The following is a 24,978-nucleotide window of genomic DNA, read 5'->3' on the forward strand; positions in this document are numbered from 1 at the left end:
ACTACTTAGTGCTTTCTACAAATTTATATCCTTTCACAAACAAGAGAGTCATATAAGAAACAATAAATGAGAAAATGCTATACATGCCAATCCAAAAGAAAAATTTTGGAGTAAAGGCGATGACACCTAGTATTAAAAAACTAGCAAACGTTACAATCGGCATTACGTAATATGTTTGCGTCTTGCGGGTTCCAATAACAGAAACGATAAAGATAAGTAATGGACAAATTAATAAGACGAAAATCAATTCATTCATAGTTATGTCCCCTTTTCGAATGGAAGTAATCTGTTTCTCGTAAACGTTTTGAAATAAATACTCTCCTAATATAACTTCGCTAACATATACATAATCCCTTTTGAAAGTCCGTAATAAATGATTGATTTCACAATAAAAAAGTAAGCAAGAGAACACCTGCTTACTTTATAGAATAAACATCGCAACGATTGTGGTGACAATTAAGCCAATTATAACTGGTAAAAAGTTTCGGCGTGCAAGTTCAAATGGATCTACTTTACAAATGGCAGCGGCAGGAATAAGCGCCCAAGGAATTAAAGTCCCGCCTCCGGTCCAGATTGCAGCAATTTGCCCAAGTGCTGTTAATGTAGCTGTTCCATGCCCCAGTGCTGTGCCGAAAAGATTGGCAATCGAACCAGCAAGTGATATACCGGAAAAGCCAGATCCATCTAACCCTGTTATGACACCAACGATAGTTAGTGTTCCCGCTGATACATATTGGTTTAAAGGAACAGTTTGAGATAAGGCAATTCCTAAGTCGTTAATGATTCCGTGTGAACCTTGCGGTAAATAGTCCCCGATAATTTTTACAAATCCGCTATCCCCTAAATAAAAAAGTGCCGCAATTGGGATAACTGGACCAAAGATTTTAAATCCAAATTGGAGCCCTTCTATAAAATAATCGGTCGTTTTATTCAGGCCATTTCCTTTGTAGGCGATGAGAGCAATAATGATAATCATAATAACAGTCGTCCCGCCAATAAGTGCTGTTGCATCGCTTCCTTGTAGTTTAAATTGAATCATGCAAAGGATATCAATGATATATACGATAGGGATACATATGGCGAGCCATTTCTTTATGTGAGGAGATAATAAAATGATAGTTTTGGATGGTTCAGTTGCTGAAGAAGAGTCTTGCAACGATAAGCCTGTATGAAATTCTTTTCGTAAGAAGAAAAAAGCAACAGAAGTTGTAACAACGCCCATAACGATAACGAGGAGGACACTTGCGGATACGACGCTAGAAACTGGTAAACCAGCTGCATCCGCTGTTAATTTCGGAGCACCTTGAATAACGAAGTCGCCGGATAAAGCAATTCCGTGTCCAAATAAGTTCATAGCAATTGCAACCCCAATTGGTGGCAGGCCGACGCGTACAGCGACGGGTAATAAAATAGCCCCCATTAACGCGACAGCTGGGGAAGGCCAAAAGAAGAAAGAAATTGTCATCATTAAAAGGCCGATAATCCAGTAGGCAAGTGTAGGTGTACGAATCATCTTTGTAAATGGTGAAATCATCGTATCATTTATGCCAGTATGAACGAGTAGGTTACTCATCGATACGATAATGGAGATGATCAATATAGTTGGTAATAGTTCAGTTATGGCATAAATAAAACTTTGAAAAATACCGCTAACGGCAAGAGGGATAGAACTTGTAGCGGTTAATGCTAATAAAAAGATAAAAATGATACAAATGATCGTTGTATCTTTTCTAAAAATAAAAAAGGTAATAATAGTGAGTAAACAAAGAATATAGAGAGCGTGTAAAAGCGTTAATTCAACTCCCACAACATTCACATCCTTTAGGCGTTCGTGTAGTTCATTGTATGAAAGCGGTGAATGTATGTGAGTATAGGGAAAAATAAAATTTCATGTACTGTAATGGTAAGGGTATAAAATGGATGTTACAATACAATTAATCCTAAAAATGGAACTGGAGGAGGGCGTATGCGCAAAAAAAGTTGGTTTTTGGGGATTTATCCCGCATTAACGGGCAGTAAGATTCCCACCTCAAAAGTTGGCGAATGCGAGGGAGTTAGGTAGGAAATCAACTGCCCGTAAAAGCCCGATTGGTTCAACTAATAATCCGTGGGGGACACCCCCACGGATTAAAGTTTCACTTTATCATTTCTTGTAGTCTATTAATCATTTTAGATCTATTTACAAACAATGAATGGATAAGTATTATGCCTGTTCTCGGGTTTGTGTTTTTGCTTTTATCTCGCTGGGATGACATGAAACAGCATAGTAAGAAAAGTATTGGAATTATGATAGATATCATTGTTGTTAGTTGATTTGTAGTAGGTTTTATTTTAATAGAAGGTCAGAAGCAAATGGAGCAAATGTCTATTTTTCAACAATGGATGTCGTCTGCGAAAGGTCTTTATTTTGTAATTGTAGTCGTTATTTTCCTAAGAGTCATGATAAGAATAGGGAGTTATATAGTAAAGAGCGAATAGAATGGGGGTAGTACGAATGAGAGAGAAAGTAGGGTATTATGGTGTGCTCGGTTGTTTAATAGCATCTATCATTTCAGCACAATTTTTAAAAAGTGAATGGACACCATTTATATTATGTATAGGCATATTCATTTTTGCTCCCTTGTACCGCTGGAAAGAGTGGAAAACGTATAGTCGGAAAAAGAAAATTATTTATAGCATTGAGTTTGTTATTATAATTAGTACAATTCCGTTCTTGCTAAAAAAAGGTTATGAGCAAATGAATGACATAGCAATTTTTCAAGGGTGGTTACTTGTTGCAAAATGGTTATACTTACTATTCATTTTAATAGTGGTAACAGCTATTGCTAAAAAAGCAAACGGGAAAATATTTGTAAATGAATAAAAGAAAGTGCCACCGGATAAGGTGGCACTTTCTTATTTTACTGAATGAGATTTTTGCATCTTTTTTATTAAACGAATTTGTCCACGATGGTTAATTTCATCTTCAAATACGTGAAACCACTTAAAATAATTATTTGCTGGTTTGTCATGCCAAAAGTCTGTCGTTTTAAATAACCATTCCTCAGGTAAGGATTGAAAAGTTTCAATTGTTTTAGAGCGTACTTCTTGTAATGTATGGATGTAAAATTCGATGGAGTTTCCTTTTATTTTTTCTCGTCCAATAGCCCCTAACTCTACAGCAGGTAACCAACGTTCTAATTCGGCATCTGTCGGTTCACGATCCTCAAAGGTATGAATTTGGTAATAAAATTCAATAGCAGCCATGTGATATAATAGCATGCCAATTGAATTTGCTTCTTCGTCATATAAATAATCAAGTTCATCAATTGTTAAACCTTCCACTGCTTGCATCGTTGTGTAACGGGCGTAATTCATCATGGAAACAAGTTTTGAAAATTCAAGCTGTAAACCATCTATCTTATCGATTACAAAATTCAATTTAAATTCCCCCTCTTTAAACGAATACTCCAGAGAAGGAATTCTATGTGTAGAGAAAAACTCCTTTTAAAAAGGGCCATGATTTTAACAAGGGATAACAATTAGTTCTCTATTTGATTTTGTAATAACTTCATAGCCTTCTTTTGTAATGACGATATCGTCTTCAATTCTACAACCGCCCCAGTTTGGTATGTAAATGCCCGGCTCAACTGTAACAACCATACCTTCTTGTAAAGTTGCCTTACTTTCTTGGGATAGGCGAAGCGGTTCGTGTATTTCTAACCCAAGACCGTGCCCGGTAGAGTGGCCAAAGTATTGACCGTATCCATGTTCTGTAATGTAATCTCTCGTTACATCATCGATACTTTTCGCAGTTTCTCCAGGCTTAATTGCTTCAGTTCCACGTTTTAATGCTTCTCGTACAACATTGTATATTTTTTTGAATTCTTCTGACGGTTCTCCGATCGCTACAGTACGTGTTATATCGGAACAATATCCGTCGTAAAGTGCACCGAAGTCTAATGTAACGATATCGCCTCGTTCGATTATTTTATTTGATGCAACGCCATGAGGAAGAGAAGAACGAACGCCAGAAGCTACAATGATTTGGAATGATGAAGATGTAGCTCCTCTTTTTCGCATGAAAAATTCTAACTCATCTCGTACATCAGTTTCACTTATTCCTGGTTTTAGAAAGGTAATGATGTGGTGAAATGCTTCGTCAGCAATAGTAGCTGCAATTTTCATTGTTTCTATTTCAGGCGTGTCTTTAATAATACGAATATTTTCGATGATTTCGCACACTTGAATCATTTCCGCATGTACGTATTTTTGTAAGTTTTTATATTGTTGCAATGTCATGTTATTTTCTTCAATTCCAAGTTTTTGAATGTTTAATCTGGATACTTGATTGGCAACTTCTTCTTCCAAATTCCCTTTATGCATAATGATTTCCGCGTCTTTTATTTGTACTTTGGCTTGATCTACATAGCGAAAATCAGTTATGAAAACAGCTTGATCTGCAGAGAGTAAGACGACACCAGCACTACCTGTAAAGCCTGTTGCATATTGGCGATTTTCTTTTTTTGTAATAAGTAATCCGTCAAGTCCATAATGATGTAGTTGATTTTGGATTTTATCAATTTTTAAAGTCATGTTAATTCCTCCTTTTCACAGTATTGAATAAAGCAAATAGCGTGCCAAAATATATATTAGGGAAAATAAACGATTATCTAGCTATTTTGTGGGAGGCGTGCCGTTAATAAAATTCAGATTGCAATTAGTAGGGGATAAAAACATTGACTTGAGTTGAACTTTATATACATACTGTAAAAAAATTTATACAAATGCGTAATGACACTGTCAATCTTTTTGACAATATATAAAATGACAAAAGAAAGATAGTGTGAATTAGTTAATGGATATAGGAACGAATGTGAATGAATATAAAAAATGCGTTGCTATCTAGCAACGCATTTTTTATATTTACGCTTTTAATTTCATTACGATGTCAGCATCTGGTGTTACATATACTGTCTGTTGGTTATCGTACGTAACGAATCCAAGCTTTGCACCACTCGGTTTTTTCACATGGCGTATTTTTGTAAAATCAACAGGTACAGAGCTAGACTCTTTTGCTTTACTGTAATAAGCGGCAATTTTTGCAGCTTCTAGTAAAGTTTCTTCAGCAGGTTCTAAAGAACGAATGACAACGTGAGAACCAGGTATGTCTTTCGTATGTAACCAAATTTCATCCCGACGGGCAAATTTCGTTGTTAAATAATCATTTTGCTTATTGTTTTTACCAACGAAAATCTCTGTACCGTCACTAGCTACATATTTATCTAATACTGGTTTTGTAGGCTTTTTCTTTGCATTTTTCGTCTTACGATTACGCACATATCCTTCTTCGGCTAATTCCTCACGAATTTCTTCAATATCTTTTGAAGAAGCAGCTTCCATTTGTTGAAGTAAGCTATCAAAATAAAGAATTTCTTCATTGGTTTTTTCGATTTGTTCTTCTACCACAACAACTGATTTTTTTGCTTTTTGGTATTTTTGGAAATAGCGTTGTGCATTGTCAGACGGTGTTTTTAAAGGATCTAATGTGATTTTTACAGTACCGCCATTTTCATCGTAATAATTAACGACCTCAATATCTTTATCGCCTTTTTTCAAAGCGTACATATTGGCTGTAAGTAGCTCTCCAAATAGTTGATATTTATCTGCTTTTCCAGCATCTTGTAATGTTTTTTCAAGTTTAATAAGTTTTTTCTCATTTTTGTTTTTTTCGTTTTGCATAAAGCGTTCTAAATCATGAGCTTGTTGTTTTACACGGTCTCGCTCCGCTTTTCCGAAAAAGAAACGGTCTAACAATTCACTAACAGATGAGAATGTTTTTTCTTCTCCTTGCAAGTGTGTAAGAGGGAAAAGATAAAAGAATTCTTTTCCGTTTGCAGTAATCATTGTTGGTGAATATGTATGAGTTAGTAATGGTTTTTGTATGGAGAAAAACGCTTCAGATAATGCTTTTTCATTTGCCATACCTGCTTTTTTTACAACTTCTTTTGCGAATAATGGGGAAATTCCCATAAATGCTCCGACAAGTTGTTTGTCCATGTTTCCGGATAAAAAGTCTAGCGGTCTAATAAAATCAGCTGCTGTTTCGATAAGAAGCGGATTAACCTTATGTTGTGCTGGAGGGGCAACATATTCAGCTCCAGCATATACAGTACGATGGCGGTTTACCGCTAAAGATATGTGTTTTAAGCTATCTAAAATAACATTTGTTTTCGTATCTACTAAGATAATGTTACTGTGTCGTCCCATTATTTCGATTACTAATGTTTTTAATGATTCGTCTCCGATTTCATTCCGACTGCGAACTGTAATTTGAATAATACGTTCTAAGTCAATTTGTTCAATTTTTTCAATAAATCCGCCTTCTAAATGTTTACGAAGAAGCATACAAAACATCGGCGGTATTGCTGGTGAATCGTAGTTTTGATTCGTTAAGTGCATACGCGCATATGTAGGGTGAGACGAAAGAATTAGTTTTTGGTTCTTTCCGTTTGCTCGAATATGTAATAAAATCTCGTATTTTGAAGGTTGATATATTTTGGAAATTCTTCCTGTGTAAAGAGAATTTGCAATTTCATGTGTAATTGCTCTTGTAAATAATCCATCGAATGCCATAAATGAACACTCCTTTCTAACTAAAAGTTAATTATAGCATTTTTTTGGACGAGGCTGAATAAGCTTTCAATAGAGTATGTCTGGAATCAGGAGGTCGATGGTAGGATGAACTGGTATGGAATGCGGGCACATGAAGTGGAAGAAAGAACGAATACGAACGTAAAAGTTGGACTTACAGAGAAAGAAGCAGAAGGGCGAATTAAGAAATTTGGTACAAATGAATTAGAAGAAGCAAAAAGGCCTTCTGCACTAATGGTATTTTTAGCACAATTTAAAGATTTTATGGTACTTGTTTTATTTGGAGCAACAATTGTTTCTGCATTTTTAGGTGAATATATTGATTCTATAGCTATTGTTGCCATTGTTATTATCAATGGTATTCTAGGTTTTTTTCAAGAAAGAAAGGCTGAAAAATCATTGGAAGCTTTAAAAGAACTAGCCGCCCCGCAAGTTACGGTAATGAGGAATGGAAAGTGGGTAAAGGCACCATCTAAAGCACTTGTTTTAGGTGATGTTATTAAATTTTCCAGTGGTGATCGTATTGGGGCTGACGTCCGTCTCGTTGAGGCATCGAGTTTATATATCGAAGAGTCTGCCCTGACAGGAGAGTCAGTACCTGTACAAAAGAAGATAGAAGCATTGCAAGGGCAAGATGTTTCAATTGGTGATCAAAAAAATATGGCTTTTATGGGTACGATGATTACGCGAGGATCTGGAACAGGAGTCGTTGTAGCGACTGGTATGAATACCGCAATGGGCCAAATTGCAAATATGTTGCAAAATGCAGAGCAAATGGAAACACCACTGCAAAGAAGATTAGAGCAACTCGGGAAAATATTAATTATTGTAGCTCTTATTTTGACAGCACTCGTTGTATTAGCAGGTGTGTATCAAGGGAATGAAGTATACCATATGTTTTTAGCAGGTGTATCCTTAGCTGTTGCTGCTATTCCAGAAGGATTGCCCGCAATCGTTACAGTAGCTTTATCACTTGGTGTACAGCGTATGATAAAAAAGAGAGCAATTGTAAGAAAGTTACCAGCTGTAGAAACATTAGGTTGTGCTTCTGTAATTTGTTCTGATAAAACAGGAACAATGACACAAAACAAAATGATGGTAACACATATGTGGTCAGGTGGAGAGTTGTGGAAAGTGACTGGTCAAGGATATGAACCTAATGGATCTTTTATGAAAGGTGAAATAGAAGTTAATCCAGCTAAGACAAAAGCGCTTTATCAGCTACTTACATTCGGTTCACTATGTAACAATGCGAATATTATTCAAAAGAAAAAGGTGTATGTATTAGATGGGGATCCAACAGAGGGAGCACTTGTAGCTGCAGCAATGAAAGCGGGAATAACACGTGATGCACTGAAAGGGAAGTTCGAGATTATTCGTGAGTTCCCATTTGATTCGACTCGAAAGATGATGAGTGTTATTGTCCGTGATCGAGATGGGAAAAAGTTTGTTGTTACGAAAGGAGCTCCAGACGTCCTCCTGCAAATGAGCCAAACAATCTTATGGGGTGATAAGCAGCAACCGATGAGTGAGTTATATAGAAAAGAAGTACAGGCGGCTATTCATAGTTTAGGTAGCCAAGCGCTTCGAACAATTGCGGTTGCATTTAAGCCATTAAAAGTAACAGATTCCACTGAACATGAGAGAGATGTTGAAAAAGATTTTATGTTAATCGGGATACAAGGTATGATCGATCCGCCAAGACCAGAGGTAGCGCAGGCGGTAAAAGAGTGTAAAGAAGCTGGTATTCGAACAGTGATGATTACAGGAGATCATAAAGTAACAGCGATGGCGATTGCGGAACAATTAGGGGTTTTACCACCAGGAGGTCGTGTGGTGGAAGGTGTTGAGCTAGCAAATATGGATATAGAGGAACTAGAAAATGTTGTAGAAGATACTTACGTATTTGCTCGTGTATCACCAGAACATAAATTAAAAATTGTTAAATCATTGCAAAATAAAGGGCATATAGTAGCGATGACAGGAGATGGAGTAAACGATGCACCAGCTATAAAAACAGCGGATATTGGGATAGCGATGGGTATTACAGGAACAGACGTTGCGAAAGAAGCTTCTTCGCTTGTATTGTTAGATGATAACTTTGCGACGATTAAATCAGCGATTAAAGAAGGTAGAAACATATACGAAAATATTCGAAAGTTTATTCGATATTTGTTAGCATCAAACGTCGGCGAAATTTTAGTTATGTTATTTGCGATGTTACTGGCACTGCCATTGCCGATGGTTCCAATTCAAATATTATGGGTGAACTTAGTTACCGACGGTTTACCAGCGATGGCATTAGGTTTGGATAAGGCGGAAGGAGATGTGATGAAGAGAACGCCGCGGCATCCGAAAGAGGGAGTATTCGCCAGAGGGCTTGCCTGGAAAATTATAAGTCGAGGGTTCCTCATTGGAGCAGTGACGTTAGTAGCGTTTATTATCGCATATAATCAACATCCGAATGAACTGAAATATGCACAGACAGTAGCATTTGCGACTTTGGTACTTGCACAACTTATTCATGTATTTGATTGCCGAAGTGAACATTCTGTCTTTCATCGCAATCCATTTGGGAACGTGTATTTAGTAGGGGCTGTTATCATTTCATTGTTGTTAATGCTCGTTGTTATTTATTATCCACCGTTACAACCAATTTTTAGTACAATGCCAATACAAGCAAGAGATTGGTTGTTAATTGGAGGTTTGTCATCAATTCCGACTTTCTTATTAGTAGGTTCTTTATTAACAAGGAAAAAGGGTAAGGAGAAAAAGCCACTTTTATATAAGAAGGGATTAAACTTGAAATAGTCAATGATATGAAAATGTGATATAATTTACAGAAGGTAGTAGAGCCTTGTCTCTATTACCTTTTTCATTGAGTTATTTCATGGCTTGGATGTGATAAAAATGATTTCTAGTATGACAGGGTTTGGAAGGTCGAAAGTAGAAAGTGATACTTTTCAGATTACAGTAGAAATGAAATCGGTGAACCACCGTTTTCTTGAGATGAGTATTCGACTTCCGAAGCAAATGATGGTATTTGAAGACAAAATTCGTAAAATAATCACACAGCAAGTTCGACGTGGGCGCATTGAAGTGTCTATTAGTATAACGGGTGAAGGGCTTGTTGAAAGAAAATTAAGTGTGAATTGGTCGCTTCTCAAGCAGTACCAATCGATGATGGAAGATATAAAAGGAAAATTTCAATTGCAAGATTCTATTACACTTGGGCAATTAATGGCAATGCCAGAAGTAACGGCAATTGAAGAAATAGAAAACGTAAATGAACAATTTGAGAATAGTTTATATGAGGCTGTTCGCCAAGCTGCTCATATGTTGAAAACGATGAGAGATGGCGAAGGAGAACGATTACATAAAGATATGGCGTATCGTTTACAAGAGATTCACAATTGTGTAAATGCAATTATTCCACATGCACCGATTGTTACACAAAAATATCGTGAACGATTAGAAAATCGCTTAAAGGAATTACATAATCAAGATCTAGACGAACAAAGATTGCTAACAGAAGTCGCGATGTTTGCAGAGCGTTGTGATATTCATGAAGAGTTAGTTCGTTTACAAAGTCATTTAGAACAATTTCGTGAAACACTGCAGATTGAAGAGCCTGTTGGAAGAAAAATGGACTTCATCGTGCAAGAGATGCATCGAGAAATTAATACGATTGGTTCGAAGGCAAATGACTTAACAATTTCAAAATATGTTGTAGAAATGAAAAATAACCTTGAAAAAATTCGTGAACAAGTACAAAATATTGAGTAGCTTTCAAAAAATATATAAAGTTATACGTGGTGGAGAAATCGGATAGACTTACTAGGAGGCGCAAACTATGGCCATGCGGTTTTTAAATATTGGATACGGAAATATTGTATCTGCTCATCGAATTATTGCTATTGTAAGTCCGGAGTCAGCTCCTATTAAACGAACAGTACAGGAAGCACGTGAACATAATGCTTTACTAGATGCTACGTATGGGAGAAAAACAAGGGCGGTTATTGTTATGGATGATGGGCATGTTGTATTAAGTCCAATTCAGCCAGAGACGATTGCACATCGTTTGAATAATAAAGAAGATTTAAGTGAGGAAGGGTAGGTTTTACATATTTATGAGAAGTAGAAGAGGATTGCTCATCGTTCTTTCAGGACCTTCTGGGGTTGGTAAAGGAACGGTTCGAAAAGAGCTGTTTAGCCATGAGGATACACGTTTTCAATACTCTATTTCAGTAACGACACGTAAGCCGCGTGAAGGTGAAGTAGATGGTGTGGATTATTTCTTTAAAGAGAGAGAAGAATTTGAGGAAATGATTCGTAATGAAAAATTACTTGAGTGGGCGGAGTTCGTAGGTAATTATTACGGAACACCGATTGACTATGTTGAAAAAACATTACAAGAAGGAAAAGATGTATTCTTAGAAATTGAAGTGCAAGGAGCAATTCAAGTTAAGAAAGCTTTCCCAGAAGGTGTATTTATTTTCTTAGCACCCCCAAGTTTATCTGAGCTAAAAAACCGAATTGTCGGCCGTGGTACAGAAACTGAAGATGTTATTGAAAATCGCTTAACTGTAGCGAAAGAAGAAATCGAAATGATGGACGCTTACGACTATGTTGTAGAAAATGATCAAGTTGAATTAGCTTGTGATAGAATTAAAGCAATTGTGGTTGGTGAACATTGCCGCCGCGAAAGAGTAGCAAAATATTATAAAGAAATGACGGAGGGTCTATAATTATGTTAAATCCATCAATTGATTCATTATTAACAAAAATCGATTCTAAATATACACTTGTAACAGTAGCTGCAAAGCGTGCACGTGAAATGCAACTTGCTAACAACTGTGTTATTGAACAGCCTGTTTCTCATAAATGTGTAGGTAAAGCATTAGAAGAAATCGATGTAGAAGTGTTAAAATATGTACCAAGCGAAGGCAAAATAATTGATTAAGATATTATTTTCGACAAATTAAAACATAGACTTTATAATTTTCTATGTAACGGTAACAACCTATTTACAAGTAGGTTGTTATTTTTTTACGATAGGATGAAATATTGGTACTGAAGAGCTGAGAAACCTGTTTCAGTATTATAAGTTTGAAAAAGAAAGAGGACGAGCCATATGCTAAAAGGGAAAAAGATACTCCTATGTGTAACAGGAGGCATTGCGGTCTTTAAAGCGGCTGCGTTAACTAGTAAATTGACACAAGCTGGTGCTATTGTAAAGGTGATCATGAGTGAGTCGGCAATAAAATTTGTTACGCCTCTTACATTCCAAGCACTTTCTCGTCATGATGTATATACAGATACATTCGATGAGAAAGACTCAGCTGTTATTGCTCATATCGATTTAGCAGATTGGGCAGATGTAGTACTTGTTGCACCTGCTACAGCCAATTGTATCGGGAAGTTAGCTGGTGGTATTGCGGATGATATGATTACAACTACTTTGTTAGCTACTACAGCTCCAGTATGGATTGCACCTGCTATGAATGTGCATATGTACGAAAATAAAATTGTTCAAAAAAATATGATGACGTTAAAAACGTTAGGATATACATTTATTGAGCCTGGGGAAGGCTTTTTAGCGTGTGGTTATGTAGCGAAGGGAAGACTAGAGGAACCTGAAGCAATTATTGCGCGGTTAGAAGAAGCATTCACGGAACAAAAACCACTACAAGGTAAGAAAATGTTAATAACTGCTGGCCCGACGCGTGAAAAGATTGATCCAGTTCGTTTTATGACGAATTTTTCTTCTGGAAAAATGGGGTATGCGATTGCAGAAGTAGCAGCGAACTTAGGGGCTGATGTCATACTTGTTTCGGGGCCGACGGCATTAAATCCGCCACTACATGTAACAACGATACAAGTGGATTCAGCGCAGGATATGTTAGAAGCAGTCCTTCAACATTATCAAAATGTAGATGTTGTCATCAAAACAGCAGCTGTTGCAGATTATCGCCCGAAATATGTTCATGATAATAAAATGAAAAAGCAGAATGGTGATGCTGTAATTGAATTAGAGAGAACGGTAGATATTTTAAAAACGCTAGGTGAGAAGAAGGGTAAACAGTTACTTATCGGTTTTGCTGCTGAAACGACAAACGTAGAGGAATACGCAACGAAAAAGTTACGTGAGAAAAATGCGAATATGATTGTTGCGAATGATGTAAAAGCGCAAGGAGCTGGATTTGGCACAGATACGAACATTGTAACAATGTATAGAAAAGATGGAAAAGTTATTGAGTTGCCACTTTTAACGAAGAAAGAGGTAGCTCGCGAAATATTAAAGCAAATTGAAATGATGTTAGAAGATGATCGTTTATGAAATTTGCAAGTGTAATTGTTGATGTACCTGCCCGTCAGACAGATAGACCGTTTGATTACATTATCCCTAGAAAATGGGAAGATATTGTACAGACAGGAATGCGTGTAGTAGTTCCATTTGGTCCAAGAAAATTGCAAGGTTTTATTATTGAGATTAAAGATTCGGTTGACGTGGAAAGTAAGAAATTAAAGACAATCCATGAAATATTAGATGTAACACCGGTTTTAAATGATGAATTATTAAAGCTTGGATATTGGCTTACAAGTGAAACGTTATGTTATATGATTTCAGCATTTCAAGTCATGCTTCCGACAGCGATAAAAGCAACGTATAAAAAGCGTCTACAACTTCGTAAACAAGAAGAAGTAGCACCTGCAATACTGTATTTATTTCAGGATAAGGAAGCAATCGATTGGGAAGTTATTGAGGCGCAGCCACATTTATACCGCGCTATTCAACAAGAAATTAAAAATGGTACGATGGAAGTCGTATATCAAGTGAAAGATAAAGTGCAGAAGAAGAAACAAAGAGTCGTTCAGCCAGAGTTGCCGGAAGATAAATTAGAATTAGCTGCATTTGAATTGAAAAGTAAAAAACAACAAGATGTACTCTATTATTTTGTGGAAAATTATAAAAGTGTACCGTTGAAATTGTTAACAGAAGAGCTACAAATAACAGATGCTCCAATAAAATCACTTGTTAAAAAGGGGCTAATCTCAGAAAAATATGTGGAAGTATACCGGAATCCGTATGACGATGATGATTTTGAACAAACGAAACCATTTCCACTTACAGAGGAACAAAAGCAAGTTATTACACCTATTTTATCATCAATTACAAATGAAACTTACAATCCATTTTTACTATATGGTGTTACAGGAAGCGGAAAGACAGAAGTATATTTACAATCTATAGCAGCGGTGCTGAAGAAGGAAAAAGAAGCTATTGTACTCGTTCCTGAAATTGCGCTAACGCCTCAAATGGTAGATCGTTTTAAAGGTAGATTTGGCTCGCAAGTAGCGGTTCTTCATAGTGCACTGTCTGTTGGTGAAAAATATGATGAATGGCGTAAGATTTTAAGAAAAGAAGTGAAAGTGGTAGTTGGTGCCCGTTCAGCTATTTTTGCTCCTTTTGAAAATTTAGGGATTATTATTATTGATGAAGAGCATGAATCGAGTTATAAGCAAGAAGATAACCCGAAGTATCATGCAAGAGATGTAGCGGTGTGGAGAGGGCAATATCATAAATGTCCAATCGTTCTTGGAAGTGCAACGCCTACACTTGAATCATTTGCAAGAGCGACAAAAGGTGTTTATGAACTATTAACGATGGAAAAACGTATGAACGAACAAGCTTTACCAACAGTAGAAATTGTTGACATGCGTGAAGAACTTCGCGACGGGAATCGATCGATGTTTTCGAAGGCGTTGCATGAAAAAATAGCAGATCGACTAGAAAAGAAAGAACAAATGGTTCTCTTTTTAAATAGGAGAGGTCATTCAACATTTGTGATGTGTCGTGATTGCGGGTATGTTGTACAATGTCCACATTGTGATATTTCGCTGACGTATCATAAAATGAACCATCGTTTAAAATGTCATTATTGCAGTTATGAGGAGAATATGCCAACTGCGTGTCCAGCTTGTCAAAGTACATATATTCGTTTCTTTGGTACAGGCACACAAAAAGTAGAAGAAGAAATTACAAAACTATTTCCAGAAGCGCGAGTCATTCGAATGGACGTAGATACGACAAGTCGCAAAGGAATGCATGAGAAGTTATTAAAGGCATTTGGTGAAGAGAAAGCAGATATATTACTTGGGACACAAATGATCGCCAAAGGACTTGATTTTCCGAAAGTAACGCTCGTTGGTGTTTTAACTGCAGATACGATGCTTCACTTACCTGATTTTCGGGCGAGTGAAAAAACATATCAATTATTGACGCAAGTAAGTGGACGGGCAGGTAGACATGAATTGCCAGGGGAAGTTGTAATTCAAACGTATACGCCAGAACATTATAGTATAGAGTTAGCAAAGAACCAGCAATATGATGTGTTTTTTGACCAAGAAATGCAAATGAGACGAACAAGACAATATCCACCTTATTACTATGTTGTACTTGTAACGGTATCTCATCCAGAATTATTAAAGGCAGTGCAAGTGACGGAAAAAATTGTCGGTCATTTACGAATGCATTGTTCGCAGCAAACGATGGTGTTAGGGCCAGTTGCTTCAGCAATTCCAAGGATAAAAGATAGATATCGTTACCAATGCATGATAAAATACAAACGGGAACCAAACTTAAAGAACGTGCTCAAAATGGTAAATGAACATTATCAAGCAGAAATGCAAAAAGAGCTACAAATCTCAATTGATTTTAATCCAACAATGTTAATGTAGCGGAGGGAAATATGGCAGTTTTAGAAATAGTAAAGCATCCAAATGAAGTGTTAGAAACACCATGTGAAAGAGTAATTAACTTTGATAAAAAGTTAGTGAAATTGTTGAAAGATATGCATGAAACAATGTTAATGGCGGACGGAGTCGGTTTAGCTGCACCTCAAGTAGGGGTAAGCTTGCAAGTAGCAGTTGTTGATGTCGATGATGATACTGGGAAAATCGAGTTAATCAATCCATCAATATTAGAAAAACGTGGTGAACAAGTAGGTCCCGAAGGCTGTTTAAGCTTCCCGGGACTTTATGGTGAAGTGGAACGTGCAGATTATATTAAAGTAAGAGCACAGAATCGCCGAGGTAAAGTGTTTTTATTAGAAGCGGAAGGATTTTTAGCGCGTGCAATTCAACATGAAATCGATCATTTACACGGTGTTCTATTTACATCGAAAGTGACAAGATATTATGAAGAAAACGAATTAGAATAGGTGTTAAAAGGAGCGGTTTTTAAATGATTAAAGTAGTATTTATGGGAACACCGGACTTTTCAGTGCCGGTGCTTCGTCGTCTTATCGAAGATGGCTATGATGTAGTAGGTGTTGTGACGCAACCAGATCGTCCGGTAGGTAGAAAAAAAGTATTAACACCTACACCTGTTAAAGTTGAAGCGGAGAAACATGGTATTCCGGTGTTACAACCACTGAAAATTCGTGAAAAAGACGAATATGAAAAAGTATTAGCATTAGAGGCGGATTTAATTGTAACAGCTGCGTTCGGTCAGATTGTACCAAACGAAATTTTAGAAGCGCCAAAGTACGGATGTATTAATGTCCATGCCTCTTTACTTCCAGAACTACGCGGTGGTGCACCGATTCATTATGCAATTATGGAAGGTAAAGAAAAAACAGGAATTACAATTATGTATATGGTAGAAAAATTAGACGCTGGTGATATTTTAACGCAAGTGGAAGTGGAAATTGAAGAGCGTGAAACGACGGGCTCGTTATTTGATAAGTTAAGTGAAGCCGGTGCACATCTTCTATCTAAAACAGTACCTTTATTAATTCAAGGTAAGTTAGAACCGATTAAACAAAATGAAGATGAAGTGACATTCGCATATAATATAAAACGTGAGCAAGAGAAAATTGATTGGACAAAAACAGGTGAAGAAGTATACAATCACATTCGCGGATTGAACCCATGGCCAGTTGCATATACGACTTTAGCAGAACAAGTTGTTAAAGTATGGTGGGGAGAGAAAGTTTCTCTAGAAGCGAAAGCTGAACCAGGTACAATAGTTGGTCTTGAAGAAGATGGATTTGTTGTTGCAACAGGGAATGAAACAGGTGTTAAAATTACTGAATTGCAACCGTCGGGTAAAAAGCGTATGAGTTGTTCACAATTTTTACGTGGGACAAAACCTGAAATTGGCACGAAGTTAGGAGAAAATGCATGAGACAAAATGTTCGTGAATTAGCTCTTGATGGTTTAATTCAAGTAGAAAAAAGTGGTGCATATAGTAACTTACTTTTAAATAATCTAATTGAAAAAAATGCAATTGATAGAAAAGATATTGGTTTATTAACTGAAATTGTATATGGAACGATTCAACGTCGTGACACATTAGATTATTATTTACAGCCCTTTTTAAAAAAGAAGGTTGAGGCGTGGGTAAGAGTGTTGCTTCGCTTATCTTTATATCAAATGATATATTTGGACCGAGTGCCAGAAAGAGCGGCTATTCATGAAGCGGTTGAAATAGCAAAGCGTCGTGGGCATAAAGGGATTTCAGGCATGGTGAACGGAGTATTGCGTTCAATTCAGCGAGAAGGTGTACCTTCATTAGATGAAATCAAAGATCCAGTGGAACGTCTTGCAATTGCAACGAGTCACCCAGTTTGGTTAGTACAAGATTGGGCATCTGAATATGGTTTAGAGACAGCAGAGAAAATGTGTGAAGTAAACATGTTACCACCAGTACCTACAGCACGTGTGAACGTTGATAAAGTAACGGTAGAAGAAGCAATTGAGTTGTTGGCAAGTGAAGGAATAGAAGCAAAGTCTGGCGATTTGTCAGATGATGCAATTCAAATTGAAAGAGGGAATGTAGCGCATACAGAAGCGTTTAAAAAAGGGTTCCTTTCTATTCAAGATGAAAGCTCTATGCTTGTTGCACGTGCTTTAGAACCGAATGAGGGAGAGACAGTTCTTGATAGTTGTGCTGCTCCTGGTGGTAAAACTACGCATATAGCTGAGCGTTTAAAGGGAACTGGTAAAGTAATGTCTCTTGATTTACACGCGCATAAAGTGCGTTTAATTAAACAACAAGCAGAGCGACTTGGTCTAGAAAATATAGAAACAAAAGCGTTAGATGCTAGAAAAGTGCAAGAGCACTTTGCAAATGAAACTTTTGATAAAATATTAGTAGATGCACCATGTTCTGGATTTGGGGTAATTAGACGTAAACCTGATATTAAGTTAGGAAAAGATAAAGGCGATAGTGAAAGATTATCGACGATTCAACTTGCGATATTAGAAAAGATAGCACCATTATTAAAACAAGGCGGTCGTCTTGTTTATAGTACGTGCACAATTGAGAAAATAGAAAATGAACAAGTAATAGATAAATTTTTAAAAGAACATCCTGAATTTGAATGGGATACTACGATAAAAGAACGTATGCCAGAAAAATTAAGTCCGTATATTAATGAAGGTCAAGTACAAATTTTACCGCATTATTTTGCAACGGATGGCTTTTATATTGCTTGTTTAAGGAAGAAGGTGTAGCATCATGGAAACGACTGTAAAAAAACAAAAGAAAAATGTAGAAACGAAAAAACCATCAATTTACTCTTTACAACTTCATGAAATGCAAGATTGGTTAAAGGAACAAGGAGAACCGAAGTTCCGTGCTGGACAAATTTTTGACTGGCTATATAAAAAACGTGTAAAAAATTATGAGGATATGTCAAACCTTTCTAAAGGATTGCGTGATAAATTGTCGAATTCCTTTGATATTACTACTTTAAACACGTTAGTAAAACAAACGTCTTCGGATGGAACGATTAAATTCTTATTCCAGTTATATGATGGATATTCTATTGAAACGGTATTAATGCGACATGAATACGGAAATTCTATTTGTGTAACAACACAAGTTGGTTGTCGTATTGGCTGTACGTTCTGTGCTTCTACACTTGGCGGGTTAAAACGAAACCTAGAAGCTGGAGAAATTGTAGCGCAAGTAGTAGAAGTGCAACGCGCGCTTGATGAAACGGAAGAACGTGTAAGTTCTCTTGTTGTTATGGGAATTGGAGAACCATTTGATAACTATGATAATTTAATGGGATTTTTACGCATCACTAACCATGAAAAAGGACTTCATATTGGTGCAAGACATATGACAGTTTCGACGAGTGGTATTATTCCGAAAATTTACAAGTTTGCTGAAGAAGAGTTACAAATTAATTTTGCGATTTCATTGCATGCTCCAAATTCAGAATTACGTTCAAAATTAATGCCGATTAACCGTGCTTATAAGCTACCTGATTTAATGGAAGCTATTAAATACTATGTAAATAGAACAGGGCGTCGTATTACATTTGAATATGGACTATTTGGAGGAGAAAATGACCAAGTTGAGCACGCTGAAGAACTTGCTGCGCTCTTAAAAGGTGTAAAGTGTCATGTGAACTTAATTCCGGTTAACTACGTACCAGAACGTGATTACGTACGAACACCACGTGAGCAAATTTTCTTATTTGAAAAAACGCTTAAAGATCGTGGAGTGAATGTAACAATTCGCCGTGAACAAGGTCACGATATTGATGCTGCCTGCGGTCAGTTGCGTGCGAAGGAGCGCAAAGAAGAGACGAGGTGACGAGATGAAAGCCGTGTTTCTATCGGATAAAGGGAAAGTTCGTCAACATAATGAAGATAGTGCAGGAGTTTTTCACAATTTAGATGGAAATATTTTAGCGGTAGTAGCAGATGGAATGGGAGGTCATCGAGCTGGCGATGTAGCTAGTTCGATGGCCATTCAATTATTCCATGATTATTGGAAGCAAACGCATAATATGAATGAGCCTAAAAAAGTAGAAGAGTGGTTACATACTAGTGTTGGAATTATTAATGAACGCATTTTTGAATATTCTAAACAACACGTAGAGTGTGATGGTATGGGAACAACGATTATCATAGCAATTTGTACGCCTAATTTTGTAACAATAGGTCATATAGGAGATAGTCGTTGTTATATGGTATCAGAGGGAGTAATGTCGCTCGTAACGGAAGATCATTCACTTGTAAATGAACTTGTGAGACATGGTGAAATTTCAAAGGAAGATGCAGAATACCACCCGAAAAAAAATGTTTTGTTAAGAGCGCTAGGAACAGAAGAAAAAGTCGGATTAGATGTTAAAACATTGGTACTTGAAGAAGATGATCAATTGCTTCTTTGCTCTGATGGATTGTCTAATAAAGTCCCTATGACTGATATGCAACAAATTTTACAGTTAAATGAACAGCTCGAAGCTAAGGTGCAAAGTCTCATTCAATTGGCGAATGATCGTGGTGGAGAGGATAATATTACTCTTGTTCTTATTGATTATGCGGATTCGACAAACGAAAGTAGGTGAAGTGCAACGTGCTGATTGGAAAACGCTTAAATGACCGTTATAAGCTGCTAAAAATGATTGGCGGTGGAGGGATGGCCAATGTATATTTAGCTCATGATGACATACTCGGCCGAGATGTAGCGGTGAAAATATTAAGACTCGACTATTCCAATAACGAAGAGTTTATTAAACGTTTCCATCGAGAAGCGCAATCTGTTACAACGTTGTCGCATCCAAATATTGTGAATATGTATGATGTTGGAGAAGAAGATGGTATATATTATCTTGTAATGGAGTATGTACCTGGACAAACATTAAAGCAATACATAATTGAGCAAGGGATGTTACCTATAGGGGAAGCTCTTGATATTATGGAGCAATTAACATCCGCCATGGCACACGCTCATCATTTTGAAATTGTGCATCGTGATATAAAACCGCACAATATTTTAATTCGAGCTGATGGAGTAGTAAAAGTAACAGATTTTGGAATTGCGACAGCTACAAGTGCAACAACTATTACACATACAAATTCAGTACTTGGTTCGGTGCATTATTTATCACCAGAACAAGCGCGCGGCGGGATAGCAAATAAACAATCAGATATTTATTCGCTTGGTATTGTTATGTTCGAATTGTTAACAGGAAGACAACCGTTTTCTGGTGAATCTGCTGTTGCAATAGCTTTAAAACATTTACAAAGTGAAATACCGTCTCCAAGAAGATGGAATGAAAATATTCCGCAAAGTGTTGAGAATATTATATTAAAGGCAACTGCTAAAGATCCGTTCCATCGATACCAATCTGCTAATGCGATGAAACGAGATATTGAAACGGCTTTATATCCAGAACGAATTAATGAACAGCCATTTTACATACCAGAAGATATGGAAGCGACGAAAGCGATTCCAATTATCCAACAAGAACAATTATTTGAAAATGTAACTGATGAAACGATTGTTTTAAGTGGAAGTAAAGTGGATGAACCAAAAAGAAAAGAACATACTGAATTAGATAAGAAGAAAAAACGAAGTAATAAATGGATTAAGGTTTTAATTACGACATTTTTACTTTTAGCAATTGGAATAACATTAGCTCTTACTGTTATTCCGGGATTCTTTATTCCGAAAGATGTAAAAGTTCCTGATGTGGCTGGTATGAAATATACGACAGCTGTAAATAAATTAGTAGAAAAAGGTTTTGAAGTGACAGAACCTAATATTGTATATACAGATGATGTGGAAGCTGGAGATGTAATAAAAACTGATCCTGTAGCAGGAAGAGTAGTGAAGGAAAGTTCTAAAATTACTATCTATCAATCAGGTGGAAAAAAGAAAAGTAAGATGAAGGATTTTACAGGTCAAAACTTTGAGAGTGTAAAACCCGAGTTAGAAGAAAGATATAAACAGGTTACTGAAAATTATATTGAAAATGATAAACCAAAAGGTGAAATTGTAGAACAAATACCGACACCTGATCAAATGGTTGTAGAGGCGGAGCAAGAACTGAAAGTTTGGATAAGTAAAGGTCCTTATCAAAATAGACCAGGTGATTTTTCAAGATGGACTGAAAATAGTGCAACTGGTGATTTGAATGAGAGAAAATTAACTCCAGATATAAAACGAGAGTATTCAGATACGGTTGATAAAGGTCTTGTAATTTCGCAATCGCCAAAACCAGGAACTCCGTTAAAAGAAGGAGATAAAGTGACACTTATCATCTCGAATGGCCCTAAGCCGAAAGTAACAAAAACAGTGAAGGTGGATAACATTTCTATCCCATATGAGTCTTCTATAATAGGTGAGAAAAAACCGCAAACAATAGAAATTTATAAAGAAGATATGCAACAAAAGATGGATAGACCAATTGAAACTAGAACGATTTCAGAGTCGGCAACAATTTCTTTAGAATTTGTAATTCAAGAAGGCTCAAAGGGTCACTATAAAATCGTACGGGATGGAGTAACGATTATCGATAAGGAAGTACCATATCCAACTCAATAATAGTGAATTCCATTTTCTTTTTATAGAGAATGGAATGCATTACCCTTGCCTGTTATGCTGTCTACAAGGTGGACTGTATAACAGGCAAAAATATATGACTCAAAAAGCTATACAAGTGATATTGTTGTAAAAAATATTTCGAATTGATGGTAGAGATTAAATATATGAACCTGGTTATATATTGGTGGGTTTTAAAATAATTGTTTAAAGAACTCTAGTCTATTCGTTTTAATTACAGCTTCACTTTATACAAAATAAAGGAGAATTATATGCCAGAAGGAAAAATTGTAAAAGCTTTAAGTGGATTTTATTATGTACAACATGAAGAAGGGATTACACAATGTCGTGGGCGTGGTGTATTTAGAAAAAATAAAATTACACCACTTGTAGGAGACCAAGTCGTTTTTCAAGCAGATAACCCAACGGAAGGCTACGTGCTTGAAGTATTTGATCGAAAAAATGAACTTGTTAGGCCTCCTATTGCTAATGTGGATCAAGCAATCCTTGTTTTCTCTGCAGTAGAACCAGATTTTAATCCTGGACTGTTAGATCGATTTTTAGTGCTGATTGAATATCATAACATTAAGCCGATTATTTGTATTAGTAAGATGGATTTAGTGGATGAAAAGATGCGAGAAACCGTTGAAGCTTATGCAAATGATTATCGTGAAATGGGTTATGATGTATTATTTACTTCTATAAATACATCGGAAAGTATTGCTATTTTAAAACCATTTTTAGAAGGTTGTGTTTCTGTCGTTGCTGGCCAATCAGGTGTTGGGAAATCTTCAATGCTTAACGTATTACGTCCGGATTTAGAACTAAAAACAAATGATATTTCCTCACATTTAGGACGCGGAAAACATACGACAAGACACGTGGAATTAATTGCAGTTGGAAGTGGACTTGTTGCGGATACACCTGGTTTTAGTTCACTTGATTTCATAGATATAGAGGTAGAAGATCTTACATATTGTTTTCCTGAGTTGAAAGAAGCGAGCCAATACTGTAAATTTAGAGGGTGTACACATCTTTCTGAACCGAAATGTGCGGTGAAAGCTGCGGTTGAAGAAGGAAAGATTACAGAATATCGTTATAAGAATTACCAACAATTCGTAGAAGAAATTAGAGAGAGAAAGCCGAGGTATTAGTTATGATTAAAATTGCACCATCGATCTTATCAGCAGATTTTTCAAAATTAGGGGAAGAAATTAAAGATGTAGAAAAAGGTGGAGCTGATTACATTCATGTCGATGTAATGGACGGGCATTTTGTACCGAATATTACGATTGGGCCATTAATTGTAGAAGCGATCCGTCCGATTACATCATTACCGTTAGATGTGCATTTAATGATTGAAAATCCTGATAACTATATCCCAACTTTCGCGAAAGCGGGAGCGGATATTATTACTGTTCATGTAGAGGCGTGTCCTCATTTACATCGTACAATTCAGTTAATTAAATCTCATGGCATTAAAGCAGGGGTTGTATTAAATCCACATACGCCAGTTTCGGTGATTGAGCATGTGTTAGAAGATATAGATATGGTATTACTTATGACGGTGAATCCTGGATTTGGTGGACAGAAATTTATCCATTCTGTATTACCGAAAATTAAACAAGTTGCAGAAATGGTTAAAGAGCGAAATCTAGAAGTCGAAATTGAAGTTGATGGTGGTGTCAACGCTGAAACGGCAAGACTTTGTGTTGAAGCAGGAGCAAATGTACTTGTAGCTGGATCAGCGGTATACAATCAAAAAGACCGCGGTGAAGCGATCCGTATCATTCGTGGATAATGAATGAACAGATCCCTATCCTAGTGAAGTTTCGGGTTTAGTAAGACTTCACTATTTAGACAGGATAGAGCGAAAAATATGTAAAAAGGCAATCTACCGAATGGCAGATTGCCTTTTTACAATAGAAGGGGAAGGAAAAATGATTATTCATATTTTAGCAGGAGGCCCTGCAGAATATTGCGCAGATTTTTCTCGATATGAAAATGAAGAAGTAGTGTGGGCGGCGGTTGATAGAGGAGTGTACCATTTACTAAAAAGAGGGATTACTCCATCTGTTGCGTTCGGAGATTACGATTCAGTAACTGAAGAAGAATTAGTATGGATGGGACAGCAAACAGATGAATTACATATTGTTCCACGAGAAAAAGATCAAACGGATTTAGAGATTGCAATTAGTTGGGCTTTAGAACAGAAACCCAAATTAATTCGTATTTTTGGTGCAACTGGTGGGCGGTTGGATCATGGTTTAGCAAATATACAGATGCTTTTAAAGGGTTTAGAAGCAAAAGTGGAAATGTGTATTGTGGATAATAAAAATGAAATAATGGTGAAAAAAGTTGGTACATATACAATTGGAATAAATAAAAATTTCCCCTATGTATCATTTGTGCCAGTTACTGAAAGTGTAGAAGGTATTACACTACAAGGATTTAAGTACCCTCTTACTAATAAAACGATAGAGTGGGGATCGACACTTTGTATTAGTAATGAACTCATTGAGGAAAAAGGTACTTTTTCATTCGCATCTGGCATATTAATGATGATAAGAAGCACTGATTGAAGAAACAATTTTGCTCCTTGCATCATATAGTGGGCAAGTGGAGTAAAGGGGATTAGGAGGGAAACCATGAGATTTTATACAATTAAGTTACCTAAATTTCTTGGTGGAATTGTTCGTGCGATGTTAAACACCTTCAAAAAAGACTAAAAAAAGCACCGATAATAGGTGCTTTTTCCATTGGTATAGTAAAAAAAGAGCCTAGCGGCTCTTTTTTTTATTATTAAACACGTTCGATTTTGCCAGATTTTAATGCTCTAGCAGAAACGTAAACACGTTGAACTTTACCGTCGATGCGTACGCGAACTTTTTGAAGGTTAGCGCCCCATTTACGTTTTGTAGCGTTCATTGCGTGAGAACGAGAGTTACCAGAACGAGCTTTTCTTCCAGTGATAGCACAAACACGAGCCATTT

At 36.6% G+C, this 24,978-nt stretch carries 24 protein-coding genes and 1 pseudogene; 19 read left to right on the plus strand and 6 right to left on the minus strand.

What is annotated here, in order from left to right:
- Window position 1 precedes the first annotated feature (1 nt).
- Window positions 2-256, minus strand: a complete 255-nt coding sequence (locus ACS2MN_RS18905; protein ID WP_001003942.1) for a YbeF family protein — start codon at window positions 254-256, stop codon at window positions 2-4.
- A gap of 165 nt (window positions 257-421) precedes the next feature.
- On the minus strand, window positions 422-1,807 hold the full coding sequence (locus tag ACS2MN_RS18910) for a hypothetical protein (protein ID WP_000537880.1): 1,386 nt from the start codon (window positions 1,805-1,807) through the stop codon (window positions 422-424).
- Between the two features lie 296 nt (window positions 1,808-2,103).
- On the opposite strand from ACS2MN_RS18910, the pseudogene ACS2MN_RS18915 reads away from it, so the two are divergent.
- Window positions 2,104-2,478, plus strand: a pseudogene (locus tag ACS2MN_RS18915) (YoqO family protein).
- A gap of 16 nt (window positions 2,479-2,494) precedes the next feature.
- Window positions 2,495-2,863, plus strand: coding sequence for a YoqO family protein (locus tag ACS2MN_RS18920; protein ID WP_001208470.1), 369 nt, complete (start codon window positions 2,495-2,497; stop codon window positions 2,861-2,863).
- A gap of 32 nt (window positions 2,864-2,895) precedes the next feature.
- Here ACS2MN_RS18920 and ACS2MN_RS18925 read toward each other — a convergent pair whose 3' ends face one another.
- From ACS2MN_RS18925 to ACS2MN_RS18935, 3 genes are all read right to left on the minus strand, one after another.
- Entirely contained in the window at window positions 2,896-3,420 is a 525-nt protein-coding gene (locus tag ACS2MN_RS18925; protein ID WP_001012025.1) for a DinB family protein, read from the minus strand.
- Window positions 3,421-3,504: 84 nt separating this feature from the next.
- On the minus strand, window positions 3,505-4,575 hold the full coding sequence (locus ACS2MN_RS18930) for a M24 family metallopeptidase (protein ID WP_000172782.1): 1,071 nt from the start codon (window positions 4,573-4,575) through the stop codon (window positions 3,505-3,507).
- Between the two features lie 330 nt (window positions 4,576-4,905).
- Window positions 4,906-6,615: an Rqc2 family fibronectin-binding protein gene (locus ACS2MN_RS18935; protein WP_000863273.1), complete on the minus strand. Its 1,710-nt coding sequence runs from the start codon at window positions 6,613-6,615 to the stop codon at window positions 4,906-4,908.
- Between the two features lie 105 nt (window positions 6,616-6,720).
- On the opposite strand from ACS2MN_RS18935, the gene ACS2MN_RS18940 reads away from it, so the two are divergent.
- From ACS2MN_RS18940 to spoVM, 17 genes are all read left to right on the plus strand, one after another.
- On the plus strand, window positions 6,721-9,444 hold the full coding sequence (locus ACS2MN_RS18940) for a calcium-translocating P-type ATPase, SERCA-type (RefSeq protein WP_346994733.1): 2,724 nt from the start codon (window positions 6,721-6,723) through the stop codon (window positions 9,442-9,444).
- A gap of 99 nt (window positions 9,445-9,543) precedes the next feature.
- Window positions 9,544-10,419, plus strand: a complete 876-nt coding sequence (locus ACS2MN_RS18945) for a YicC/YloC family endoribonuclease (RefSeq protein WP_000625873.1) — start codon at window positions 9,544-9,546, stop codon at window positions 10,417-10,419.
- Between the two features lie 67 nt (window positions 10,420-10,486).
- The gene (remA, locus tag ACS2MN_RS18950) at window positions 10,487-10,750 is read left to right on the plus strand and encodes an extracellular matrix/biofilm regulator RemA (protein WP_001251456.1); all 264 of its coding nucleotides are present in this window, start codon (window positions 10,487-10,489) and stop codon (window positions 10,748-10,750) included.
- A 13-nt stretch (window positions 10,751-10,763) separates the two neighbouring features.
- Window positions 10,764-11,381 (plus strand): guanylate kinase, encoded by a 618-nt coding sequence (gene gmk / locus ACS2MN_RS18955; RefSeq protein ID WP_001257739.1) that lies wholly within the window; start codon window positions 10,764-10,766, stop codon window positions 11,379-11,381.
- A gap of 2 nt (window positions 11,382-11,383) precedes the next feature.
- Window positions 11,384-11,596: a DNA-directed RNA polymerase subunit omega gene (gene rpoZ / locus ACS2MN_RS18960; protein ID WP_000933967.1), complete on the plus strand. Its 213-nt coding sequence runs from the start codon at window positions 11,384-11,386 to the stop codon at window positions 11,594-11,596.
- Between the two features lie 171 nt (window positions 11,597-11,767).
- Window positions 11,768-12,973 (plus strand): bifunctional phosphopantothenoylcysteine decarboxylase/phosphopantothenate--cysteine ligase CoaBC, encoded by a 1,206-nt coding sequence (gene coaBC, locus ACS2MN_RS18965; protein ID WP_000911716.1) that lies wholly within the window; start codon window positions 11,768-11,770, stop codon window positions 12,971-12,973.
- Window positions 12,970-15,375: a primosomal protein N' gene (gene priA / locus ACS2MN_RS18970; RefSeq protein ID WP_000666740.1), complete on the plus strand. Its 2,406-nt coding sequence runs from the start codon at window positions 12,970-12,972 to the stop codon at window positions 15,373-15,375. The genes coaBC and priA overlap by 4 nt, the downstream gene beginning before the upstream one ends.
- Window positions 15,376-15,386: 11 nt before the next feature.
- Window positions 15,387-15,857, plus strand: coding sequence for a peptide deformylase (gene def / locus ACS2MN_RS18975; RefSeq protein ID WP_000279472.1), 471 nt, complete (start codon window positions 15,387-15,389; stop codon window positions 15,855-15,857).
- Between the two features lie 23 nt (window positions 15,858-15,880).
- Window positions 15,881-16,825 carry a methionyl-tRNA formyltransferase gene (fmt, locus tag ACS2MN_RS18980; RefSeq protein ID WP_000598798.1) on the plus strand — a complete coding sequence of 315 codons (945 nt, stop codon included), beginning with the start codon at window positions 15,881-15,883 and terminating at the stop codon, window positions 16,823-16,825.
- Window positions 16,822-18,156, plus strand: a complete 1,335-nt coding sequence (gene rsmB, locus ACS2MN_RS18985; RefSeq protein ID WP_001249657.1) for a 16S rRNA (cytosine(967)-C(5))-methyltransferase RsmB — start codon at window positions 16,822-16,824, stop codon at window positions 18,154-18,156. Before fmt ends, rsmB begins: the two co-directional genes overlap by 4 nt.
- A 4-nt stretch (window positions 18,157-18,160) precedes the next feature.
- Window positions 18,161-19,249 (plus strand): 23S rRNA (adenine(2503)-C(2))-methyltransferase RlmN, encoded by a 1,089-nt coding sequence (rlmN, locus tag ACS2MN_RS18990; protein ID WP_000450536.1) that lies wholly within the window; start codon window positions 18,161-18,163, stop codon window positions 19,247-19,249.
- Between the two features lie 4 nt (window positions 19,250-19,253).
- Window positions 19,254-20,006: a Stp1/IreP family PP2C-type Ser/Thr phosphatase gene (locus ACS2MN_RS18995; protein ID WP_000648690.1), complete on the plus strand. Its 753-nt coding sequence runs from the start codon at window positions 19,254-19,256 to the stop codon at window positions 20,004-20,006.
- An 8-nt stretch (window positions 20,007-20,014) separates the two neighbouring features.
- Entirely contained in the window at window positions 20,015-21,988 is a 1,974-nt protein-coding gene (gene prkC, locus ACS2MN_RS19000; protein ID WP_000904738.1) for a serine/threonine protein kinase PrkC, read from the plus strand.
- 269 nt (window positions 21,989-22,257) lie between these two features.
- Window positions 22,258-23,139: a ribosome small subunit-dependent GTPase A gene (gene rsgA / locus ACS2MN_RS19005; protein WP_001113944.1), complete on the plus strand. Its 882-nt coding sequence runs from the start codon at window positions 22,258-22,260 to the stop codon at window positions 23,137-23,139.
- Window positions 23,140-23,141: 2 nt separating this feature from the next.
- On the plus strand, window positions 23,142-23,786 hold the full coding sequence (gene rpe, locus ACS2MN_RS19010) for a ribulose-phosphate 3-epimerase (protein WP_000589965.1): 645 nt from the start codon (window positions 23,142-23,144) through the stop codon (window positions 23,784-23,786).
- 100 nt (window positions 23,787-23,886) lie between these two features.
- Window positions 23,887-24,567 (plus strand): thiamine diphosphokinase, encoded by a 681-nt coding sequence (locus ACS2MN_RS19015; protein WP_002039429.1) that lies wholly within the window; start codon window positions 23,887-23,889, stop codon window positions 24,565-24,567.
- A gap of 66 nt (window positions 24,568-24,633) precedes the next feature.
- Entirely contained in the window at window positions 24,634-24,714 is an 81-nt protein-coding gene (gene spoVM, locus ACS2MN_RS19020) for a stage V sporulation protein SpoVM (RefSeq protein WP_001213599.1), read from the plus strand.
- Window positions 24,715-24,787: 73 nt separating this feature from the next.
- Here spoVM and rpmB read toward each other — a convergent pair whose 3' ends face one another.
- Complete coding sequence (rpmB, locus tag ACS2MN_RS19025; protein ID WP_000124776.1) at window positions 24,788-24,976, minus strand: 50S ribosomal protein L28; 189 nt, start codon at window positions 24,974-24,976, stop codon at window positions 24,788-24,790.
- Window positions 24,977-24,978: the final 2 nt, after the last annotated feature.

The sequence above is a fragment of the Bacillus cereus group sp. BceL062 genome (genome assembly GCF_051780025.1).
Classification (GTDB): Bacteria; Bacillota; Bacilli; order Bacillales; family Bacillaceae_G; genus Bacillus_A; species Bacillus_A toyonensis.